Raw genomic sequence first — 15,985 nt, 5'->3', positions numbered from 1 at the left:
GCTTATTAAGCTAGCAAGACGTTATAGCCAGAACTCACTGATCGGTTGCTCTTCGCTATAATGATGGGCGATTTGCGCTTGTAGCAGTTCTGCCGTAGCAATTGCATCGGTTAATGCATGGTGAGGGGTATAGTCTGGCAGACCATAACGGCGTCGAGATTGCGCTAGCCGAACCGATTCTGGCTTTTTCCCTTTTAAACGCTCCCAGAGTGAGCCAGAGCGTTTCTGTTGAATGGTTTCTTCAAGATGCAGCGTATCTATCACTGGAAATTCAATTCCTTCCCCTAAACGGCTTTTGAGTGCTTTATCCAGAAATTCTCTCTCGATACGACGATAATGCACAACAATGATTTTTCCGCTTAAGCATGGTAGTAGCTCGCTTAAGATGTCGCCCAAGTCAGGTGCATCGATCAATTCACTGTGAGTAATACCATGTATGATTACCGAGTCTTCATCGAGTGCTCGCTGCGGGCGAACTTTCCAATGACGTGAATTGCGCAAAAAAATCCGCTTCAAGTTAAACGGCACTAAACCAATGGTAATGATGTCATGTTTCTCGGGGTTCAACCCCGTCGTTTCGAAATCTAGCGCGACGAACTCCACCTCAGACAGGGGGGTCTCTGGTGCAGGTGGTTTATTGCTATAAAACGCAATTAAATTCTCATCTTTAGCCATCTCCAACTTTTGTTCAAATTTCGTTGGCCACTGAATGGTTGGCTTCTGAAAGAGCTTTTTGATCATGTTCAACCTCACTTAAAGCTCTTATTCGCTTGGTAGCGGAACTTAAGGAAGTTCTGACCATTGCTTAGGATTTGGAAAGCATCTTTTAGGTTGCGACGTTCAAATTCAGAGAGATTTTCTGGTTCGATATTGTTATCTGGGTCAATGCCTAATTCCACGTCCGTCGCTTGGTGACGAATACGCACCATGGAAATAAACTCTAGTGCGTCTTTTAAGTCTTGTGCACGACCTTTTGGCAAAATGCCAGCATCAATGATGTCGTCGAGACGCTCAAACGAGTTCTGTGCGCGTGAGCCAACCGCCAGAGAGTGAACGCGAATTAAGTCGACCAGAGGAGCCGTACCACGACGTTTGAGGTTGATGGAGTTGTTGTGTCTGCCATCTTTCTCCATCACAAAGTCTTTAAAGAAGCCAAGTGGCGGCGTTCGGTTAAGTGCGTTGCGAGCCAGACAGGCTAAGAAGCGATTGTTTTTACGCGCACGACGAACAATAAAGCTGGTTAATTGTTCTGCCCATTTTAAGCGACCGTAAACGCCATCCAAATCGAAAAAGATGGACGCGTTGAGTAGCGCTTTCGGGTTCGGGTTATCAATCCAGTCAGCGAAGCACTCTTCCCACTCTGAACGAGTCATGCGCCATAATGGGTTGGTTGCCATAATATCGCCCGTACAATACTTGTAGCCACAGGCATCTAATCCATCACTGACGTATTTTGCTAAAGCTTCGAAGTACTTACCATGTTTCTCTTCTTGGTAGGTCTCATCTAGAATGATGGCGTTATCTTGGTCAGTCACCAACAGTTGCTCATCACGTCCCATTGAGCCAAGTGCAAGGAAACAATAAGGAATTGGTGGTGGGCCAAGCTCTTCTTCAGCCATTTCTAACAGACGTTGTTTGAAGCTTCGACCAATTACGGACATCGCACTGCCCACCATGTGTGAGTTGGCATCTTCGTTGACCAGGCGTACAAAGCTGCTTTTTACTTCTTCAGCAACAACTGCCAAATCTTCGATGGTCTGTTGTTGGAAAATGCTGCTCACCAATAAGAGCGAGTTTTGTGATTCATAACGAACAATGTCGGTTGTTTCGATAATACCAATAGGCAATTGGTTTTTAACCACAGGCAGATGGTGCACGTTGTAACGCAGCATGGTTAACATTGCTTCATAGATGTAGGCATTGTGATCAAGAGACATGACTTCAGTGGTCATCACACTTGATACATCGTCCTGTAGAGACAAGCCTTCGGCTAACACACGGGTACACAAGTCACGGTCAGTAATAATACCAAGTACCGGAGACTGTGGGTCATCTTCGTCACGAACGAAATCTGGATCGACGATAAGTAGAGCAGATACGTTGTCATTCGCCATCTGCTGCGCGGCTTGCTGGATTGTCTGACCACGATCAATCGTATGAGCATCGCCAGTCAGCAAGGTTTTCACTTTCGATGTCGTCAGGTCATTGGCATCTTTGTTTTCTGAAATGGCTTGGCGTAAACGAGCACTATTTTCCACTTCGACAAAGTCTGCAAAGGAATCAAAGTTGTCGTATATCTCTTGGAAAACGTCACCAGGAATACAATAGAGCAGAGTATCTTCAATGGCTTTTACTGGAAAGCGTACTTTGTTGTTGGTTAGCATTCCCATTTGACCAAAGAGGTCACCTTCATCAAGACGGTTATAAAGCTCTCCTTTACGTCGATAAACTTCTACGACACCGCTTCGCACCACGTAGAGATCTTGGATATAGTCTCCAAAATGGATGATTGGGGTATCTTCTCGGTAGTACGAGATCTCGACGCTCTCTGTCACCTTGTTTAGTGTTTCTTCAGGGAGTTCATTGAACGGGGGGTACTTGGCGAGAAAGTTATAAATCTCGAGAAGTTCTGCATCCATCGAAGGTGCCTTTTAGTTCGCAAATAATAAAGTAATCTTAACTTAGTTTTAAAACAGAGTCTTATCTGAACCGTGATTTTCGTACTCAGTCATAAGATTCTGACATATCGCACGATAAGGAATCGGCATTTCTACTACTATATAGTCACTTAAAAGGTGAGCGGACGTGGTCGATATATTTTGGGCCAATGCTTGATTTAGAGGCATAGCAGATTTCAAATCGTTACCGCGTCTGTAAACTAAGTTATTTTTGTTGAACTAAGCCACTCAAGGTGATTTGGGGGCAGTGTTTAAATAATTCTCATGAAAGGAAGTCGAATGGTGAGAAGTTTATTGCTTGCGTCTTTAGCTGCTTTGCCAGCAGTAACTAGCGCGGCGGTCATGGACCAAGCAGAAAAATTTGGGTATGAACACATTCACTTGGATGTGGGTGCCGGAACCACAAATGAAGAGTGGTTAGATAATTCGAACGCGACCACAATTGGACTCGGTGGTAATTACTTATTTACTGAGAACTGGTTGTTTAATGTCGATTACTCAGCGCAGTTTTTCCATCCGGACGACTTTACTCTTCGCATTGACCGTTTGTTGTTTGGTGGTGGTTATCGTTATGGGATTACGGATCAATTCGATATCTACGGTAAATATGGAATAGGTGCAATCAAAGCGAAAGCGACGGACGACAAAACGGATAATACGTTATCTTCAGATAGCGAACTGCTTCAAGCCATCACCGTTGGGGTGAATTACTTATTCAGTGAAAAACTTATTGCGACGGCCGAGGTGGAAGTTAACCGCAGTGATATCGTCGATGAGAACAATTTTAAGATAGGTTTTAACTACCAATGGCATGATGTTATTGGTACCGGTCTTTTTTATCAGTTTAGAGATACCGATTACAGCGGTGAAAGCTCTGATTATGTCAATGAAGTGGGGCTGAGTTTGAAGTTTGTCTACTAGCGGACCGGTTCATTTATTGGCAATAAATAAAAACAAAAAGGTCAGCTTATGCTGACCTTTTCTTTTAATAAAGTATGCGACTATCGATTATAAAACCGCTGCAATGCCTTTACATAGAGGAACCATATTTGACTTCGTCATACCAGCAACACTGATTCGGCCTGAACCGACGATGTAAATACCGAACTCTTCTTTCAGACGGTTTACTTGCTCTTTAGATAGGCCAGAGAAAGAGAACATACCATTTTGACGTTCGATGAAGCTAAAGTCTGCGTCCACACCTTCTGATTTTAGTGTCGCTACAAATAGTTCACGCATCTCTTGGATACGGTCACGCATTTCTGCTACTTCAGCTTCCCATTCCGCACGCATTTCGGCATTGCCAAGAATGTGAGTCACGACCGCGCTGCCGTGCGCTGGTGGGTTAGAGTAGATAGAGCGAATAATGGCTTTAACTTGCGAGAATGCGGTTGTTGCGACTTCTTCTGATTCCGCTACTAACGTGAAGGCACCAACGCGTTCGTTGTAAAGGCCAAAGTTTTTTGAGAACGAGCTCGCGACTAGGATTTCTTTGTTGTACTTAGCAAAAGTACGAAGACCCGCAGCATCCTCTTCCACGCCTTTAGCAAAGCCTTGGTATGCGAAGTCAAATAGAGGAAGCAATTTCTTCTCTGCGACAAGTTTCGCCAATGTTTCCCATTCTTCAGCAGTTGGATCGATACCAGTAGGGTTGTGGCAGCAGCCGTGTAGAAGCACGATGTCACCTTCAGATGCAGATTGCAGATCGTTTAGCATTGCATCGAAGTCTTTGTCTTTTGTTTCTGCGTTGTAGTAGCTGTATTGTGCCGTTTCGATACCAGCGGCAGTAAATACGCCGTTGTGGTTTGCCCAAGTAGGGTTGCTGATCCAGATTTTTACATCGCCAAGTTGGCGTTTAATGAACTCACCAGCAACACGTAATGCACCAGTACCACCTGGAGCTTGAGCTGTTTTAGCGCGTTTTTCGTTTACAATTTCTGCATCAGAGCCGAAAAGCAGTTTTTGTACTGCAATGCCGTACTCTGCTGTGCCTTCGATAGTTAGGTAAGATTTGGTTTTTTCAGTTTCAACAAGCGCTGCTTCAGCTTTCTTTACTGTTGCAAGAACGGGAGTTTCGCCTTGCTCGTTTTTGTAAATACCTACGCCAAGGTTAATTTTGTCTGCGCGAGTATCTTTTTTAAACTCTTCAGTAAGGCCAAGAATAGGGTCAGCCGGAGCGGCAACTACTTTTTCAAACATAATCTTCATCCATGTTAATCGAAGGGGTGTGCTAACATTTATACCTTTCAGCAATATTGGTTACAACCGTTACTGAAAAGAAAACCTAAAAAAGTTGCGATTTGAAACAGAATTATAACATAACTAAAGTTTTTGCCATGAAAACGTTTGGTAGGCACAGAGTTTGAAGGGGATTTATACCATGGTTGATGAAGTTTTGTTCACGTACCAATCGTTTGACTTTAGTGCTTTGCGTTAGTGATTTACGTGGAGTGGCGGTTACTAGTTGCGACAAAAACGCCCCACTAAAGTTGGAGCGTTTGCTTGTAAGAAGTATAGAGGCCGATTGATGTTATTTCTTCAGATCGATTTCAGACTCAACCGCATTGGTTTCGATGTCTGGGTTAGAAGAAAGCTTCTCAGTCGCCCAGTCGTTCATATGCTTTAAGATTGCTTTTAACGCGTGCTTCTCTGTTGGGACTTCCGCTTTTTCGACGTCAAGCTTTTGTTTCGGGTGTGTGCCCGTCGCATCTTCCGCTACGTGTAGCCAATCTGGGTGCCAATAATAAGGTTGGCCGGAAGGTGAACTCCAAGAATGTACGCCGTTGGATTCACCTTTGTATTTAATGTCTTCTTCGTTGTATTTCGCCATTATTGTTTTCTCTCATAATCCATGAGTTGAGGTGTGCATCACCATTACTATCTAAATGTAACAGATGTAATGAAAATTAATGTGATAACTATCGACTTATTTTGTCATTCGATAGCTACAGACGATGCGTACTTCTCATTCAGAAGAATTTATTATTTGGCAGGTTTTGGCTTTATCTGCGTTTAAAGCATACGACGATGGATTCGCCTGCCTAACGCTATTCTTGAACGGTGATAGAGCCTAAACTACTCGTCATTCAAGTGTTTGAGAATCGCCGCTTTTGCATGCTCTTCTGTTGCGGCCTCTCCGTCAGGGACTTCAAGGTCAGCCTTTTTGTGTTCACCCAAAGCATCTTCAGCGATATGCAACCAATCAGGATGCCAGTAATAAGGGGTTGTGCCGCCAGGATGGTCCCAGCTATGTACACCTTTATGTTTCCCGCGATAAGAGAGATCGTCCATTGTAAATACTTTCATCGCTTCCTCCCGGCTTAAAAGATAGATGTCTAAGTGGATTTAACACTCTCAGCTCCGTGGAATGCCTTGCTTTTCGGACAAGGCAAAGATTTAAGACCACTCGGACGTATCAGTAAAAGTATGGAACATAAATTCTCACTTCGTCGTCGAAATTGCTATAAACAAGCTTGATAAATTACGTTGCTAAATTGACTACTGCCATATCAGAATGCTGGCGCGAAGTATGCTATGGTGCGGCTGCAAGTGAAATGAGGGATACATGAATCGATACCGTCAATTGGCCGAATTGTTTAAGGCACAAATTCAGCAAGATACTTGGAGAGCAGGGGAGAAGCTGCCTTCAATACGCGTCACCAGCCGCAATCATTCCGTAAGTGCAGGTACGGTATTACAAGCCTATCAATTGCTAGAGGCGCAAGGTTGGGTGATAGCAAAGCCTCAATCTGGTTACTATGTGACTGCCGATCTTGAACGTCTCACCAATACGAATGGAATTAAAAGCAATAATACGCCATGCACTAAGTTGAATGATGAGTTGTATTCGTTTTTGAAGCACCAAGCAACATCGGATGTTGTTCATTTAGGCTCGGCGTTTCCGGATCCGTGTTTGTTTCCTTTAGAGTCGCTTAACCGTAATTTGGCCAGCTCGGGACGAAAAATGGGGCCGGATAAGTTGCTAGACAACCTACCTCCTGGTGCTGAGTCGTTAAGGCGACTCGTCGCTCAGAGGTATATTCATCATGGGATATCATTAACCCATGATGATGTGGTTATTACTTCCGGTGCGCTAGAAGCATTGAACTTGAGTTTGCAAGCGGTCACCCGACCAGGTGATACCGTCGTTGTCGAATCCCCAACGTTTTATGGCGCACTTCAAGCGGTAGAACGATTAGGGCTCAAGGCTATAGAAATCAGTGTCGATGATGAGAGTGGGCATTCGCTTGAACAAATCGAAGCAGCCTTTGCCAATGAAGATGTTCGGGCTTGTTGGTTAATGACGAACTTTCATAATCCAACCGGGGCTTCTTTGTCTGATGAACACAAACGATACATTGTTGAGTTAGCCAATCGATATGATGTGTATCTCATCGAAGACGATGTGTACTCTGAGCTGTATTTTTCTGACAAAAGGCCGAACTCATTAAAGAGCTTTGATGAGCAAGAGCGTGTCCTTCATTGTGGTTCTTTTTCTAAGAGTTTATGCCCTGGATACCGCTTGGGTTGGGTGGTGAATAAGCGTTTTAACGAGACTATTCAAAAGCTCCAGTTAATATCGACATTATCTGGGAGTGCCCCTATTCAGCAGGGGGTTGCACATTACTTACAAAACGACAGTTACGACAACCACCTGAGAAAGCTGCGTAAGACACTGCAACAACGTCAAGCTGACTTCGTGGATTTACTTGTAAAGCACCTACCTAAAGAGGTTACCTATCTACGTCCTGATGGTGGTTACTTTCTTTGGCTGAAATTGCCAGATGGAATATCAAGTAAAGCGGTATATCAGGCACTATTGTCTGAGCAGGTTACCGTCGCTTATGGCAAACTCTTTTCGATAAGTGATCAATACGAAAACTATTTAAGACTGAATACATCGCTTCCTTTAGAAACGAGTTTGGAACGTGCTATCAAAAGGTTAGGTGATTTGCTTCGCGAATTACTCAGAATTGAAACTCATTAAACTGCTTAGTGTTTTTTTGCTCCAACTGTATCAGCGCCATTTTTGAAAATTATGCTTCAATCATTATTCAGGTCGACAGACCTTGGACGATTAAGCAGGATTTAAGATGAAAAAGCAGTTGGTTAAACATGAGTTAAGGTTAATCGCCGTTGCTATTTTTAGTGCGTTTTTACTGGTATTTGCGCATCTCATTTTGGCGAAGTCTTTCTCTCATATGGCATGGACAGAGTACACCGCGGCCGTGATCCCTTTCGTAATGTTTGGCTTATGTATTGTGGGCGTAAAGTATGCTGAAAAAGCGGACAGAGATAAGGAAGAAGACTAACTCAAGCTTGAGTTACTTAGCAGATGGTATTGACGGTTGAGCACAAAATAAAAGACCTCCACTAGGGAGGTCTTTTCTAATTCTGTCTCACTAAAAAGTGATTAGAAGTTCGCAGAGCGAGGCGTACGTGGGAATGGAATCACGTCACGAACGTTGCCCATGCCTGTTACGTAAGATACTAGACGCTCAAAGCCTAGACCAAAGCCTGCGTGTGGCACTGTGCCGTAACGACGCAAGTCGCGGTACCAGCTCATGTGCTCAGGGTCGATACCCATTTCGCGCATACGTGCATCCAGTACGTCTAGACGCTCTTCACGCTGAGAACCACCGATGATTTCACCGATGCCAGGTGCTAGAACGTCCATTGCCGCTACCGTCTTACCATCATCGTTCATACGCATGTAGAATGCTTTGATGTCTTTCGGGTAGTTCTTAACGATTACCGGCGCTTTGAAGTGCTCTTCCGCTAGGAAACGCTCGTGCTCAGATGACATATCGATACCCCACTCAACTGGGAATTCGAACTCACGGCCAGAATCCAGCAGGATTTGGATCGCGTCAGTGTAGTCAACTTGTGCGAAGTCAGAAGAAACAAAGTTCTCTAGACGGCTAACGGCTTCTTTGTCGATGCGCTGAGCAAAGAACTCAAGGTCATCGCGACGCTCTTCAAGTACTGCTTTGAATACGTACTTAAGCATGTCTTCAGCCAGTTTCGCAACGTCGTCCAGTTCTGCAAACGCAACTTCAGGCTCAACCATCCAGAACTCTGCTAGGTGGCGGCTTGTGTTTGAGTTTTCAGCACGGAAAGTAGGGCCGAAAGTGTAAACCTTACTTAGTGCACAAGCGTAAGCTTCCGCGTTTAGCTGACCAGATACCGTAAGGAAAGTTTCTTTACCGAAGAAGTCTTCGTTGTAGTCTACTTTGCCAGCGTCTGTACGAGGTAGGTTTTCCATGTCTAGCGTAGAAACGCGGAACATTTCACCAGCACCTTCAGCATCTGAGGCAGTGATCAACGGCGCAGATACCCAGAAGTAACCTTGCTCGTGGTAGAAGCGGTGGATCGCTTGAGATAGGCAGTTACGTACACGTGCTACCGCACCGATTACGTTTGTTCGCGGACGTAGGTGCGCAACTTCACGTAGGTATTCGATAGAGTGACGAGTTTTTGCCATCGGGTAAGTTTCTGCGTCTTCAACCCAACCAACCACTTTAACGCCAGTGGCAGCAAGTTCGAAGTCTTGGCCCTTTGCAGGAGATTCAACAATCTTACCAGTTACTTCAACAGAGCAGCCAGTCGTTAGCTTTAGTACTTCGTCTTCGTAATTATTAAGATTATTTGGGACCACGGCCTGAATCGGGTCGAAACAAGAGCCGTCATATATGGCAAGGAAAGAGATTCCAGCTTTGGAATCACGACGTGAACGGATCCAGCCACGAACAGTCACTTCGCTGTCTACTGCTAGCTGACCTTTCAATACGTCTGATACAGGCGCGTAAGTCATGTTTTCAATATTCTCCATTGAGGTAAAAATTCAACCCAACACTTATTAAAGTGCTTGTCTAATAACATTTTTGTTCAAAAAACAAGCTAAGTGCTGAGTTGGGTAGCATTTTACAGATTCAACGAGACATATTACCTGTCAATTCGCTCGCATCAACCTTTATATTCATTTTGATGGGGAGAATCTCTCTATTTATTCACTCTTTGATGCTCTGAAAGTGTGAATTGGTTAAGTAATTGCTCTAAACGTTCGGATAGATGCTCTAAATCAACACTAATATCACGCGTGTGCGATGCTGATTGCGATGTGTCGTCAGCATGCAGTGTGATCACATCAATTTTGGATTGAATACGCTGACTGACGTCGGATGTGGTTTGCGTCTGGCTTTGAATGTTTTCCGCATGTTTCAGAACTTGATGCATTTCATCGACAACGTTATGCATCGTGACTGAAAGTGTCTCGACATCGACTGAACGTTGGTGAGCAAACTGGCAGACAGTATCCACAGAGGCTAAGGACTCTTCACTCCCTTGCTGGAATTGAGAAATGATATGCTCAATGTTGCCCGTGGCTTCGGCGGTCCGAGAAGCTAGGTTACGCACTTCCTCCGCGACGACGGCAAAACCGCGTCCTTGCTTTCCGGCTCGGGCGGCTTCAATTGCAGCATTCAACGCGAGTAGGTTGGTTTGTTCTGCAATGCCTTTAATGACCCCAAGAATGGACGACACTTCTTCGGTTCTTTGGTTTAACGAACTGATTTTCTCCCGCACGCCGTCAATATTGCTCACCAAGTGTTTGATGTCTTCGCTTACGCTGTGTGCTTGGCTTGCACTGTGAGTGGCAACATCAACGGTATGGTTGACTAGAGCTGTGGCGTTATTGGTCGAGTCTTCAACGGCGGTTTGTTGTTGCAACATGTCGGTGATGTTGCTTTGTACGTCACTGGTTTCCAATTGTTGATTATTGGCGGCTTTGTCTGTTGATTGTGCAACATCCGTTAACTGACTGGCTGAATTGGCAAGAGAGTGAGAGGTGTCTTGTACACGCTCTAAACTCTCGGATACCGTATCCATAAACGAATTAATCGCGGTAGAAAGTTGGCCTACCTCATCTTTTTGGTGATGAACAAGTCGTTGAGATAGATCTTTACTATGGCTCACATTCGCCATGAATTGCGACGTTTTTTGTATTGGGCGAACAATGATCTTACGAATCAAACTCATCGTTATAATAAAACCAACAAAAGCGATAACGGCCATTATTCCCATCGCAAACATTGCCTGTTTATTGATCATTGAATTGACGTGGTTCATGTTGTATTCCAAACGAATCGCGCCCAATACTTCGCCTTCTGGTGCTATATGGCAAGAAACGCAGTTGGTGCCACGATAATTTTCGCTTGATTTCATTGGTAGCGCGACAACCAGTCCGTTCCCCCAATTGGCTGAAATTGGCTCAATGACCAGTTCGCCATTTAAAGCTCGTTGGTCAATATCATCGACCGGTTGTTGGTTTGCTTGTCCTGGTCCGTAAAGCTTGGTGACGGTATCGGCCCGCAACACGCGAACTTCTTCAATCCCTTCTTGAGCGAGTGCTTTTTTTCGCAAAGTTTCTTTTTGCGACATGGTGCCTGTTAGCATCATCATGTTTAGGCTATCGAAGTAATTACTAGCCTTATCATGAAGCTGTTCACTGAGAACATCATTGATTAAGGTTTTTTGTTGATGGTATTGATAAGCCGTAGAGGCAGCCAGAACACAGCTGAAGACGGCAATTAACGCGAGCAAGAGCTTAAAAGTGATAGTTGAGCGCATAAATTTATAAGTGTAATTGGAACGAACTGCACAATCTTAATGTGCACAAATGCACACTGCGATCAACGAAATGAATGATTGTGACCCCACTCATGTTGGGGATATGTAATTGTGATGTGAGTGCTGTGTAATCAAATGTTTGGCGCATGACAGAAATACGACGATCAGGACAAAGGTTTAATTATTTTCGCTGAGAACAAACGGCGTTTTGCTACGCTTGTATTGAGTAGCACTTGTCTGTTAGCAGTGAATTCCTTAGTATTGCGTGTCTTTTTAAAGCCTGAGAATCAAGATGAAAACAGAATTGTACAAAGGGAATATGTTTTAGTTTCATCGGCTTTCTAATAGCTTCCAAAATCTACATCGTTTATCATGTAAAGCCAATAAATACGGGGCTTGCGAGCTTCATGGTGTTTCCTCGTGTGACATGGGAAAAATGCCTGAAGAAACGTAATGTGTGTATATATTGTGTATATGACAGGGTAGACTATGACCATCACCGAACGGGCTTTAAAGTCCAAAAATAACTTTCCAACAGACAAACCACACCAAGATTTAGCCGACGGCGGCGGCCTACTTGCGCGCTTCTATAAGAGCGGAAAAATTAGCTTTTTCTATCGCTTCCGCTGGCAGGGGAAACAAGCAATCTTAACAATCGGCACTTATCCTCAAGTTTCTTTAAAAGAAGCTAGGGATATTCACCGAGAAGCTAAAAAGATGCTTGAGCAAGGTTTAGATCCGCGAAACAACAAAGCCAAAAAGAAAATCTCAACCGTTCAAGAGTGTATTGAGTTTTGGATTAATGAAGAATTGATCCCAAGACGCAAATATCCAAAGCTAATTATCAACGCGCTATATACACACATAATTAGCAAGATTGGCTCTAATGAATGGGAGCAGATGAAAACCGTTGATTGGATCAACGTGATTAAGACTATTGAAGGTAAAACTGTTCCAGTTCGCTTGCTGACAGAATTAAAGCAGTGTGCCAAATACCTAATGGCTGTAGACATTATTGAAGAGAACAAACTGATCAACATTCAAAGCCGCTTTGTTGGTACGCCGTCAAAGCCAAGGGATAGGGTTTTATCATTCAAAGAACTCAAGCAAATTTACGACTATTGCCGTTCTGGTGAATATCCTCTTGAGTTTGCGGCAGCTTGTTTGATTCTCATGTTTACCGGAGCGCGTAGCGGAGAACTGAGAACGGCCAAGAAAGTTAACATCGACCTGAAAGGTAGAACTTGGAAAGTGCCACCAGAAAACAGCAAGAACGGGCGTTTAATCGTTCGTCCAATTCCAGATTTCTTAATTGGTTACTTTGAGTTTTTATACAACCTTCATCCAAGCTCTGAGAACTTGATTATCTCGAACAGGGGTAGGGAGTTAGGAGTGCAAGGCTTTCAAAGTCGTTTTAGACCGCTGCAAGCGGCGTTAGCGTTGCCAAGCTGGTCGCCACACGTATTTAGACACACCTTAGCCACACACTTTGGTGATTTGAAAATTGAGCCTTATATCGCTGAGAAGATGCTAGGACATGAAATGGCTGGTGAAATGAAAACCTACAACAAAGGTCAGTATTTAAGTCAACAGTTAGACGCTATGAGAGTCTATCACGACGCTGTAGTTAACTATAAAGAGAGTAATTAATTTAGAGCTCTTTTGAGCGTATTAGTCTACAGATTCTACACGTAAAAATACGGGTGTTAGCACTGAACCTAGAACCTATGAATGTAAGATTGCGAGTGCTAGTTGCATAAAGTGATTGATGCTTAATGGTTTTTTGTAATTTTATGTTTATTTTTCTCTATGGTGAAAAATAAAGCTTTACATTTAACACGGAACTAGTGATACTGAATTTGCTCTGTTGTAGTTCAGAGTTATTAAATGAAAAATAAAGTTTTTAAGTTAAGCCCTCAGAATTCCTTCATTGTTATCCTCAGAGTTTCCCTCTCTAGCTTCATTATAAACATTAAATAATTCAAGATTTCAGTGCTTCTCTCGCAAGTTACGCGTAAATTATATTTAAAATAAGGGACAACATATGTCTAATAATAAAACTGGTTCTGTAAAATGGTTTAACGATAGTAAAGGTTTCGGATTTTTGACACCAGATGATGGTAGTGCTGATGTATTCGTTCACTTTAACTCTATTGTTTCAGAAGGCTTTAAAACTCTAGCCGAGGGCCAAAAGGTTAACTTTAAAGTAGAGCAAGGCCAGAAAGGTTTGCAAGCTGCAAATGTAGTTGTTGCATAAAATTATTTGTAGAGGTGTATTCACACCTCTACTACTCTCATCTCCTCTAAACCCATACAATTTATTTATTACTCAAAGAACATAAAATATCTCCATTTAAATTAAAGTATTAAAATAAATTATAACTAAGACTAAGAAAAATATGCCTACATTCAATATAAAATATATAAACGAAAGTAATAGTACTTTACGCATGGAAACTGTTTTCATGCGTGGATTAAAAGGTGCAAAAATATCAGCATCCTCCTGCGCTCCATTTTGTACAAATAGAATTGAGCTTCGAGACCTTATTGGTACATTGTTAGCCCACAAAGAGGGCGGAATCTGGGTGAATGCTGTAAAAGCTTAATCCAAATTAAGTACAATACAATATCATTCGCTATAGCTTTGTCGCTCTCCTTATATAACAGCAAGTTAGAAGATGTTATAAAAAGTCGTAACCTTGATTTTTCTCCCACCTTAAGACATCTTCCGTTTTCCAAATGAGTCTCGGTGAAGAGATTACAGGTTCAGGAAATCCCTTTGTTTTACGCCAGTTGTATAGGCCACGTTTTGTGAAGTTTTCACCATCGCGCATTGCAAAAGGGCGATATCTAACAAGCAATTGTTCAATACTAATTAGTTTTTCTTCCACTTTTCTAATTCCTCATATTGAAGCTGAATTTCCGCTAAGTATGGTTTTCTGAATCCAACCTCATCTATAATTAAACTTGGTGCCGATTGGTTGCCGAATACATCCCAACCATTTCTTGGTTCGCCTCGATGGAAAAGCTCAAGCTTTCTAGCGAACCGTCCTGCGATTTTTTCTACTTTGTCGCGGCCTTCTTGTGGCTTGGCACTATGTTCGCCAACGGGTGCCGTAAAGAACGAGCGAACGGAGCGACTTGCTGGTTTTGGTTTACCTTTAACCGCGATTAGTGCCGATTCTGTTCCAGCTCTTGTGTGGTAACCAAGACCAAAGAAAGGTAAGCCGTTAACAGTCTCTTTTCCCCAAACCAATCCATTTATGTTTTTAACGGTAAATCCCCACGCTTCAGCAAGATCACAGGCCTCTTTAGGCATGGCGTTCACGTACCACATGATCAGATAACAGTTATCAGATGCCAGTTCACCAACTGGCATTTTCTTTAAGTCGTCTATCGTCATTGTTGGATACTTTTGTGAAGCGCCGCTTTTCATTGAACCGCCAGTTCTTTTTGAGCTGAATTGCCAAGGCGGATCGGCATAAATCACATCGTATTTCACTTGCGACGAACCTCGTTTACTTGTTCTTTCGTCCAGTTCTCGCGTTCCCAAGGTTGAACGATCTTTTCGTCAATTGCTGCTCGGATTTTTGACGCACTTGTTTCGCTAACGCCCTTAACTGATTTTGCTAGTTGCTCATCAGTTGGGTGCATTACGCTGTAAACGGAGAAGTAATTTGCATCGTTCAGAAGCTTTAATTCTCGTTCGGTGATTACACCGTCGTAAACAGATTCAAGTGTGACTTCTTTGAAGTGTTCCACTCGATCAATTAGATGCTGGTGGTTAACTTCAGCAGCGTTTGTATATATCTCTTGAAGATCCACATACAGCTCTGAAGGAATACGGCCTTCAAACTCGTGTACTGTAGGGATAAGGGGGATCAGCCAATCAGACACGCTCACGATACAACAAACCGCCCAATTTGAACGCAATTCAATATGAAAATTTAAGTCGCGAATGACATTAATGTTTTTAACTAATGGCTTAAATGCCAGAGGGTAGCCATAGCGATATATAAATAGCTCTAAACCGTCTTTGCCAACGTATGGTTTTTCTACGTCACCATCAATGAAATGCAATCGAGCTTTGTACTCTTCGCATAGGTGCGTTGCTTCTAAAGCCGCTTCACTTAGTTGGGTTACTTCCTTTCTCAAACGAATATTTTCTTTGCGGTAGTCGCTTGATTCTTTCTTTAAACGGTTGATTGTGTTTAAGCGCTCGTCAGCAGTTGCGCGTGATTTAGCTAGGCGTTGCTTTAAGGCGTCTGGATTCATTTCACGGTAACGCTTAACTTCTTCTCTTAGTGCAGGAAGATCAGCCGTTCTTGCTTTTAGTAAGTTAAATTCGCTGCGTAGTTTGTTGAGCTTGTCTAGGTGGTCTAGTTCAATTGCTTCGTTCTCTTTGGTCAGCTCAATAACTTTCAGTTCAAGCGTGTCGCGTTCAGACTCGGCCTTTTCAATTCGATCAATTAGTTCGTTGTACTGATCGGTTTCGTAGTTTAGAGATTCAGAAACTAATTGTGCTTGGGTTTCAACAAGAGAAAGGACGTTACCAAGTTGGTTTTGAACCATGTTCAGAAGGTGATTAACAGCAACGTCTACAGGTTGGGTTTGGTTGGTCATTGGTCTACCTTGTGAATACAACTTATCTGATTTGGTTCCCTCACTCACGAGGGAAC

At 43.1% G+C, this 15,985-nt stretch carries 15 protein-coding genes; 5 read left to right on the top strand and 10 right to left on the bottom strand.

Annotation, left to right across the window (positions count from 1 at the left end):
• Positions 1 to 21: 21 nt before the first annotated feature.
• Positions 22 to 741 carry a 3'-5' exonuclease gene (locus tag LIX84_RS05795; RefSeq protein ID WP_080955984.1) on the bottom strand — a complete coding sequence of 240 codons (720 nt, stop codon included), beginning with the start codon at positions 739 to 741 and terminating at the stop codon, positions 22 to 24.
• An 8-nt stretch (positions 742 to 749) separates the two neighbouring features.
• Positions 750 to 2,639, bottom strand: a complete 1,890-nt coding sequence (locus LIX84_RS05790; RefSeq protein ID WP_226420882.1) for a DUF294 nucleotidyltransferase-like domain-containing protein — start codon at positions 2,637 to 2,639, stop codon at positions 750 to 752.
• A 318-nt stretch (positions 2,640 to 2,957) separates the two neighbouring features.
• Here LIX84_RS05790 and LIX84_RS05785 point away from each other — a divergent pair, with 318 nt between their 5' ends.
• Complete coding sequence (locus LIX84_RS05785) at positions 2,958 to 3,599, top strand: outer membrane beta-barrel protein (RefSeq protein WP_074191500.1); 642 nt, start codon at positions 2,958 to 2,960, stop codon at positions 3,597 to 3,599.
• Between the two features lie 87 nt (positions 3,600 to 3,686).
• Here LIX84_RS05785 and LIX84_RS05780 read toward each other — a convergent pair whose 3' ends face one another.
• The 3 genes from LIX84_RS05780 to LIX84_RS05770 form a co-directional block, all read right to left on the bottom strand.
• On the bottom strand, positions 3,687 to 4,877 hold the full coding sequence (locus LIX84_RS05780) for an amino acid aminotransferase (RefSeq protein WP_074191499.1): 1,191 nt from the start codon (positions 4,875 to 4,877) through the stop codon (positions 3,687 to 3,689).
• Between the two features lie 331 nt (positions 4,878 to 5,208).
• Positions 5,209 to 5,508 (bottom strand): hypothetical protein, encoded by a 300-nt coding sequence (locus LIX84_RS05775; RefSeq protein WP_074191498.1) that lies wholly within the window; start codon positions 5,506 to 5,508, stop codon positions 5,209 to 5,211.
• 245 nt (positions 5,509 to 5,753) lie between these two features.
• On the bottom strand, positions 5,754 to 5,984 hold the full coding sequence (locus tag LIX84_RS05770; protein WP_005396877.1) for a hypothetical protein: 231 nt from the start codon (positions 5,982 to 5,984) through the stop codon (positions 5,754 to 5,756).
• Between the two features lie 259 nt (positions 5,985 to 6,243).
• Between LIX84_RS05770 and LIX84_RS05765 the strand changes: the two genes are divergently transcribed.
• Positions 6,244 to 7,665, top strand: coding sequence for an aminotransferase-like domain-containing protein (locus LIX84_RS05765; protein WP_047009964.1), 1,422 nt, complete (start codon positions 6,244 to 6,246; stop codon positions 7,663 to 7,665).
• Between the two features lie 106 nt (positions 7,666 to 7,771).
• A complete protein-coding gene (locus LIX84_RS05760; protein ID WP_012841649.1) occupies positions 7,772 to 7,990 on the top strand; it encodes a hypothetical protein in 219 nt (72 codons plus the stop codon).
• 101 nt (positions 7,991 to 8,091) lie between these two features.
• On the opposite strand, the gene asnS is transcribed toward LIX84_RS05760, so the two are convergent.
• Together asnS and LIX84_RS05750 are read right to left on the bottom strand one after the other, a co-directional pair.
• Positions 8,092 to 9,492 (bottom strand): asparagine--tRNA ligase, encoded by a 1,401-nt coding sequence (gene asnS, locus LIX84_RS05755; RefSeq protein WP_046876186.1) that lies wholly within the window; start codon positions 9,490 to 9,492, stop codon positions 8,092 to 8,094.
• A gap of 188 nt (positions 9,493 to 9,680) precedes the next feature.
• On the bottom strand, positions 9,681 to 11,306 hold the full coding sequence (locus tag LIX84_RS05750) for a methyl-accepting chemotaxis protein (protein WP_226420881.1): 1,626 nt from the start codon (positions 11,304 to 11,306) through the stop codon (positions 9,681 to 9,683).
• Between the two features lie 489 nt (positions 11,307 to 11,795).
• On the opposite strand from LIX84_RS05750, the gene LIX84_RS05745 reads away from it, so the two are divergent.
• Positions 11,796 to 12,956: a tyrosine-type recombinase/integrase gene (locus tag LIX84_RS05745; RefSeq protein ID WP_033908285.1), complete on the top strand. Its 1,161-nt coding sequence runs from the start codon at positions 11,796 to 11,798 to the stop codon at positions 12,954 to 12,956.
• Positions 12,957 to 13,350: 394 nt separating this feature from the next.
• The gene (gene cspE / locus LIX84_RS05740; protein ID WP_021822123.1) at positions 13,351 to 13,563 is read left to right on the top strand and encodes a transcription antiterminator/RNA stability regulator CspE; all 213 of its coding nucleotides are present in this window, start codon (positions 13,351 to 13,353) and stop codon (positions 13,561 to 13,563) included.
• Positions 13,564 to 13,987: 424 nt separating this feature from the next.
• On the opposite strand, the gene LIX84_RS05735 is transcribed toward cspE, so the two are convergent.
• The 3 genes from LIX84_RS05735 to LIX84_RS05725 are packed head-to-tail and all read right to left on the bottom strand — an operon-like array spanning position 13,988 to position 15,929.
• The gene (locus tag LIX84_RS05735) at positions 13,988 to 14,197 is read right to left on the bottom strand and encodes a hypothetical protein (protein WP_025630572.1); all 210 of its coding nucleotides are present in this window, start codon (positions 14,195 to 14,197) and stop codon (positions 13,988 to 13,990) included.
• Complete coding sequence (locus LIX84_RS05730; protein ID WP_050550019.1) at positions 14,182 to 14,808, bottom strand: MT-A70 family methyltransferase; 627 nt, start codon at positions 14,806 to 14,808, stop codon at positions 14,182 to 14,184. The genes LIX84_RS05735 and LIX84_RS05730 overlap by 16 nt, the downstream gene beginning before the upstream one ends.
• Positions 14,805 to 15,929 carry a hypothetical protein gene (locus LIX84_RS05725; RefSeq protein WP_029809449.1) on the bottom strand — a complete coding sequence of 375 codons (1,125 nt, stop codon included), beginning with the start codon at positions 15,927 to 15,929 and terminating at the stop codon, positions 14,805 to 14,807. Before LIX84_RS05725 ends, LIX84_RS05730 begins: the two co-directional genes overlap by 4 nt.
• Positions 15,930 to 15,985 lie beyond the last annotated feature (56 nt).

This window comes from Vibrio sp. E14 (assembly GCF_020515785.1).
Taxonomy (GTDB): domain Bacteria; phylum Pseudomonadota; class Gammaproteobacteria; order Enterobacterales; family Vibrionaceae; genus Vibrio; species Vibrio diabolicus.
Note: the sequence above shows the minus strand (reverse complement) of the source record. Positions and strands in the feature narration are given on the sequence as shown.

Bases quoted from the DNA above. Each gene is read 5' to 3' on its own strand.
- LIX84_RS05780 (WP_074191499.1), bottom strand. From the start codon at position 4,877: ATGTTTGAAAAAGTAGTTGCCGCTCCGGCTGACCCTATTCTTGGCCTT.
- LIX84_RS05775 (WP_074191498.1), bottom strand. From the start codon at position 5,508: ATGGCGAAATACAACGAAGAAGACATTAAATACAAAGGTGAATCCAAC.
- LIX84_RS05785 (WP_074191500.1), top strand. From the start codon at position 2,958: ATGGTGAGAAGTTTATTGCTTGCGTCTTTAGCTGCTTTGCCAGCAGTA.
- LIX84_RS05745 (WP_033908285.1), top strand. From the start codon at position 11,796: ATGACCATCACCGAACGGGCTTTAAAGTCCAAAAATAACTTTCCAACA.
- LIX84_RS05760 (WP_012841649.1), top strand. From the start codon at position 7,772: ATGAAAAAGCAGTTGGTTAAACATGAGTTAAGGTTAATCGCCGTTGCT.
- LIX84_RS05770 (WP_005396877.1), bottom strand. From the start codon at position 5,984: ATGAAAGTATTTACAATGGACGATCTCTCTTATCGCGGGAAACATAAA.
- asnS (WP_046876186.1), bottom strand. From the start codon at position 9,492: ATGACTTACGCGCCTGTATCAGACGTATTGAAAGGTCAGCTAGCAGTA.
- LIX84_RS05795 (WP_080955984.1), bottom strand. From the start codon at position 741: ATGATCAAAAAGCTCTTTCAGAAGCCAACCATTCAGTGGCCAACGAAA.
- LIX84_RS05725 (WP_029809449.1), bottom strand. From the start codon at position 15,929: ATGACCAACCAAACCCAACCTGTAGACGTTGCTGTTAATCACCTTCTG.
- LIX84_RS05765 (WP_047009964.1), top strand. From the start codon at position 6,244: ATGAATCGATACCGTCAATTGGCCGAATTGTTTAAGGCACAAATTCAG.
- LIX84_RS05790 (WP_226420882.1), bottom strand. From the start codon at position 2,639: ATGGATGCAGAACTTCTCGAGATTTATAACTTTCTCGCCAAGTACCCC.
- cspE (WP_021822123.1), top strand. From the start codon at position 13,351: ATGTCTAATAATAAAACTGGTTCTGTAAAATGGTTTAACGATAGTAAA.
- LIX84_RS05750 (WP_226420881.1), bottom strand. From the start codon at position 11,306: ATGCGCTCAACTATCACTTTTAAGCTCTTGCTCGCGTTAATTGCCGTC.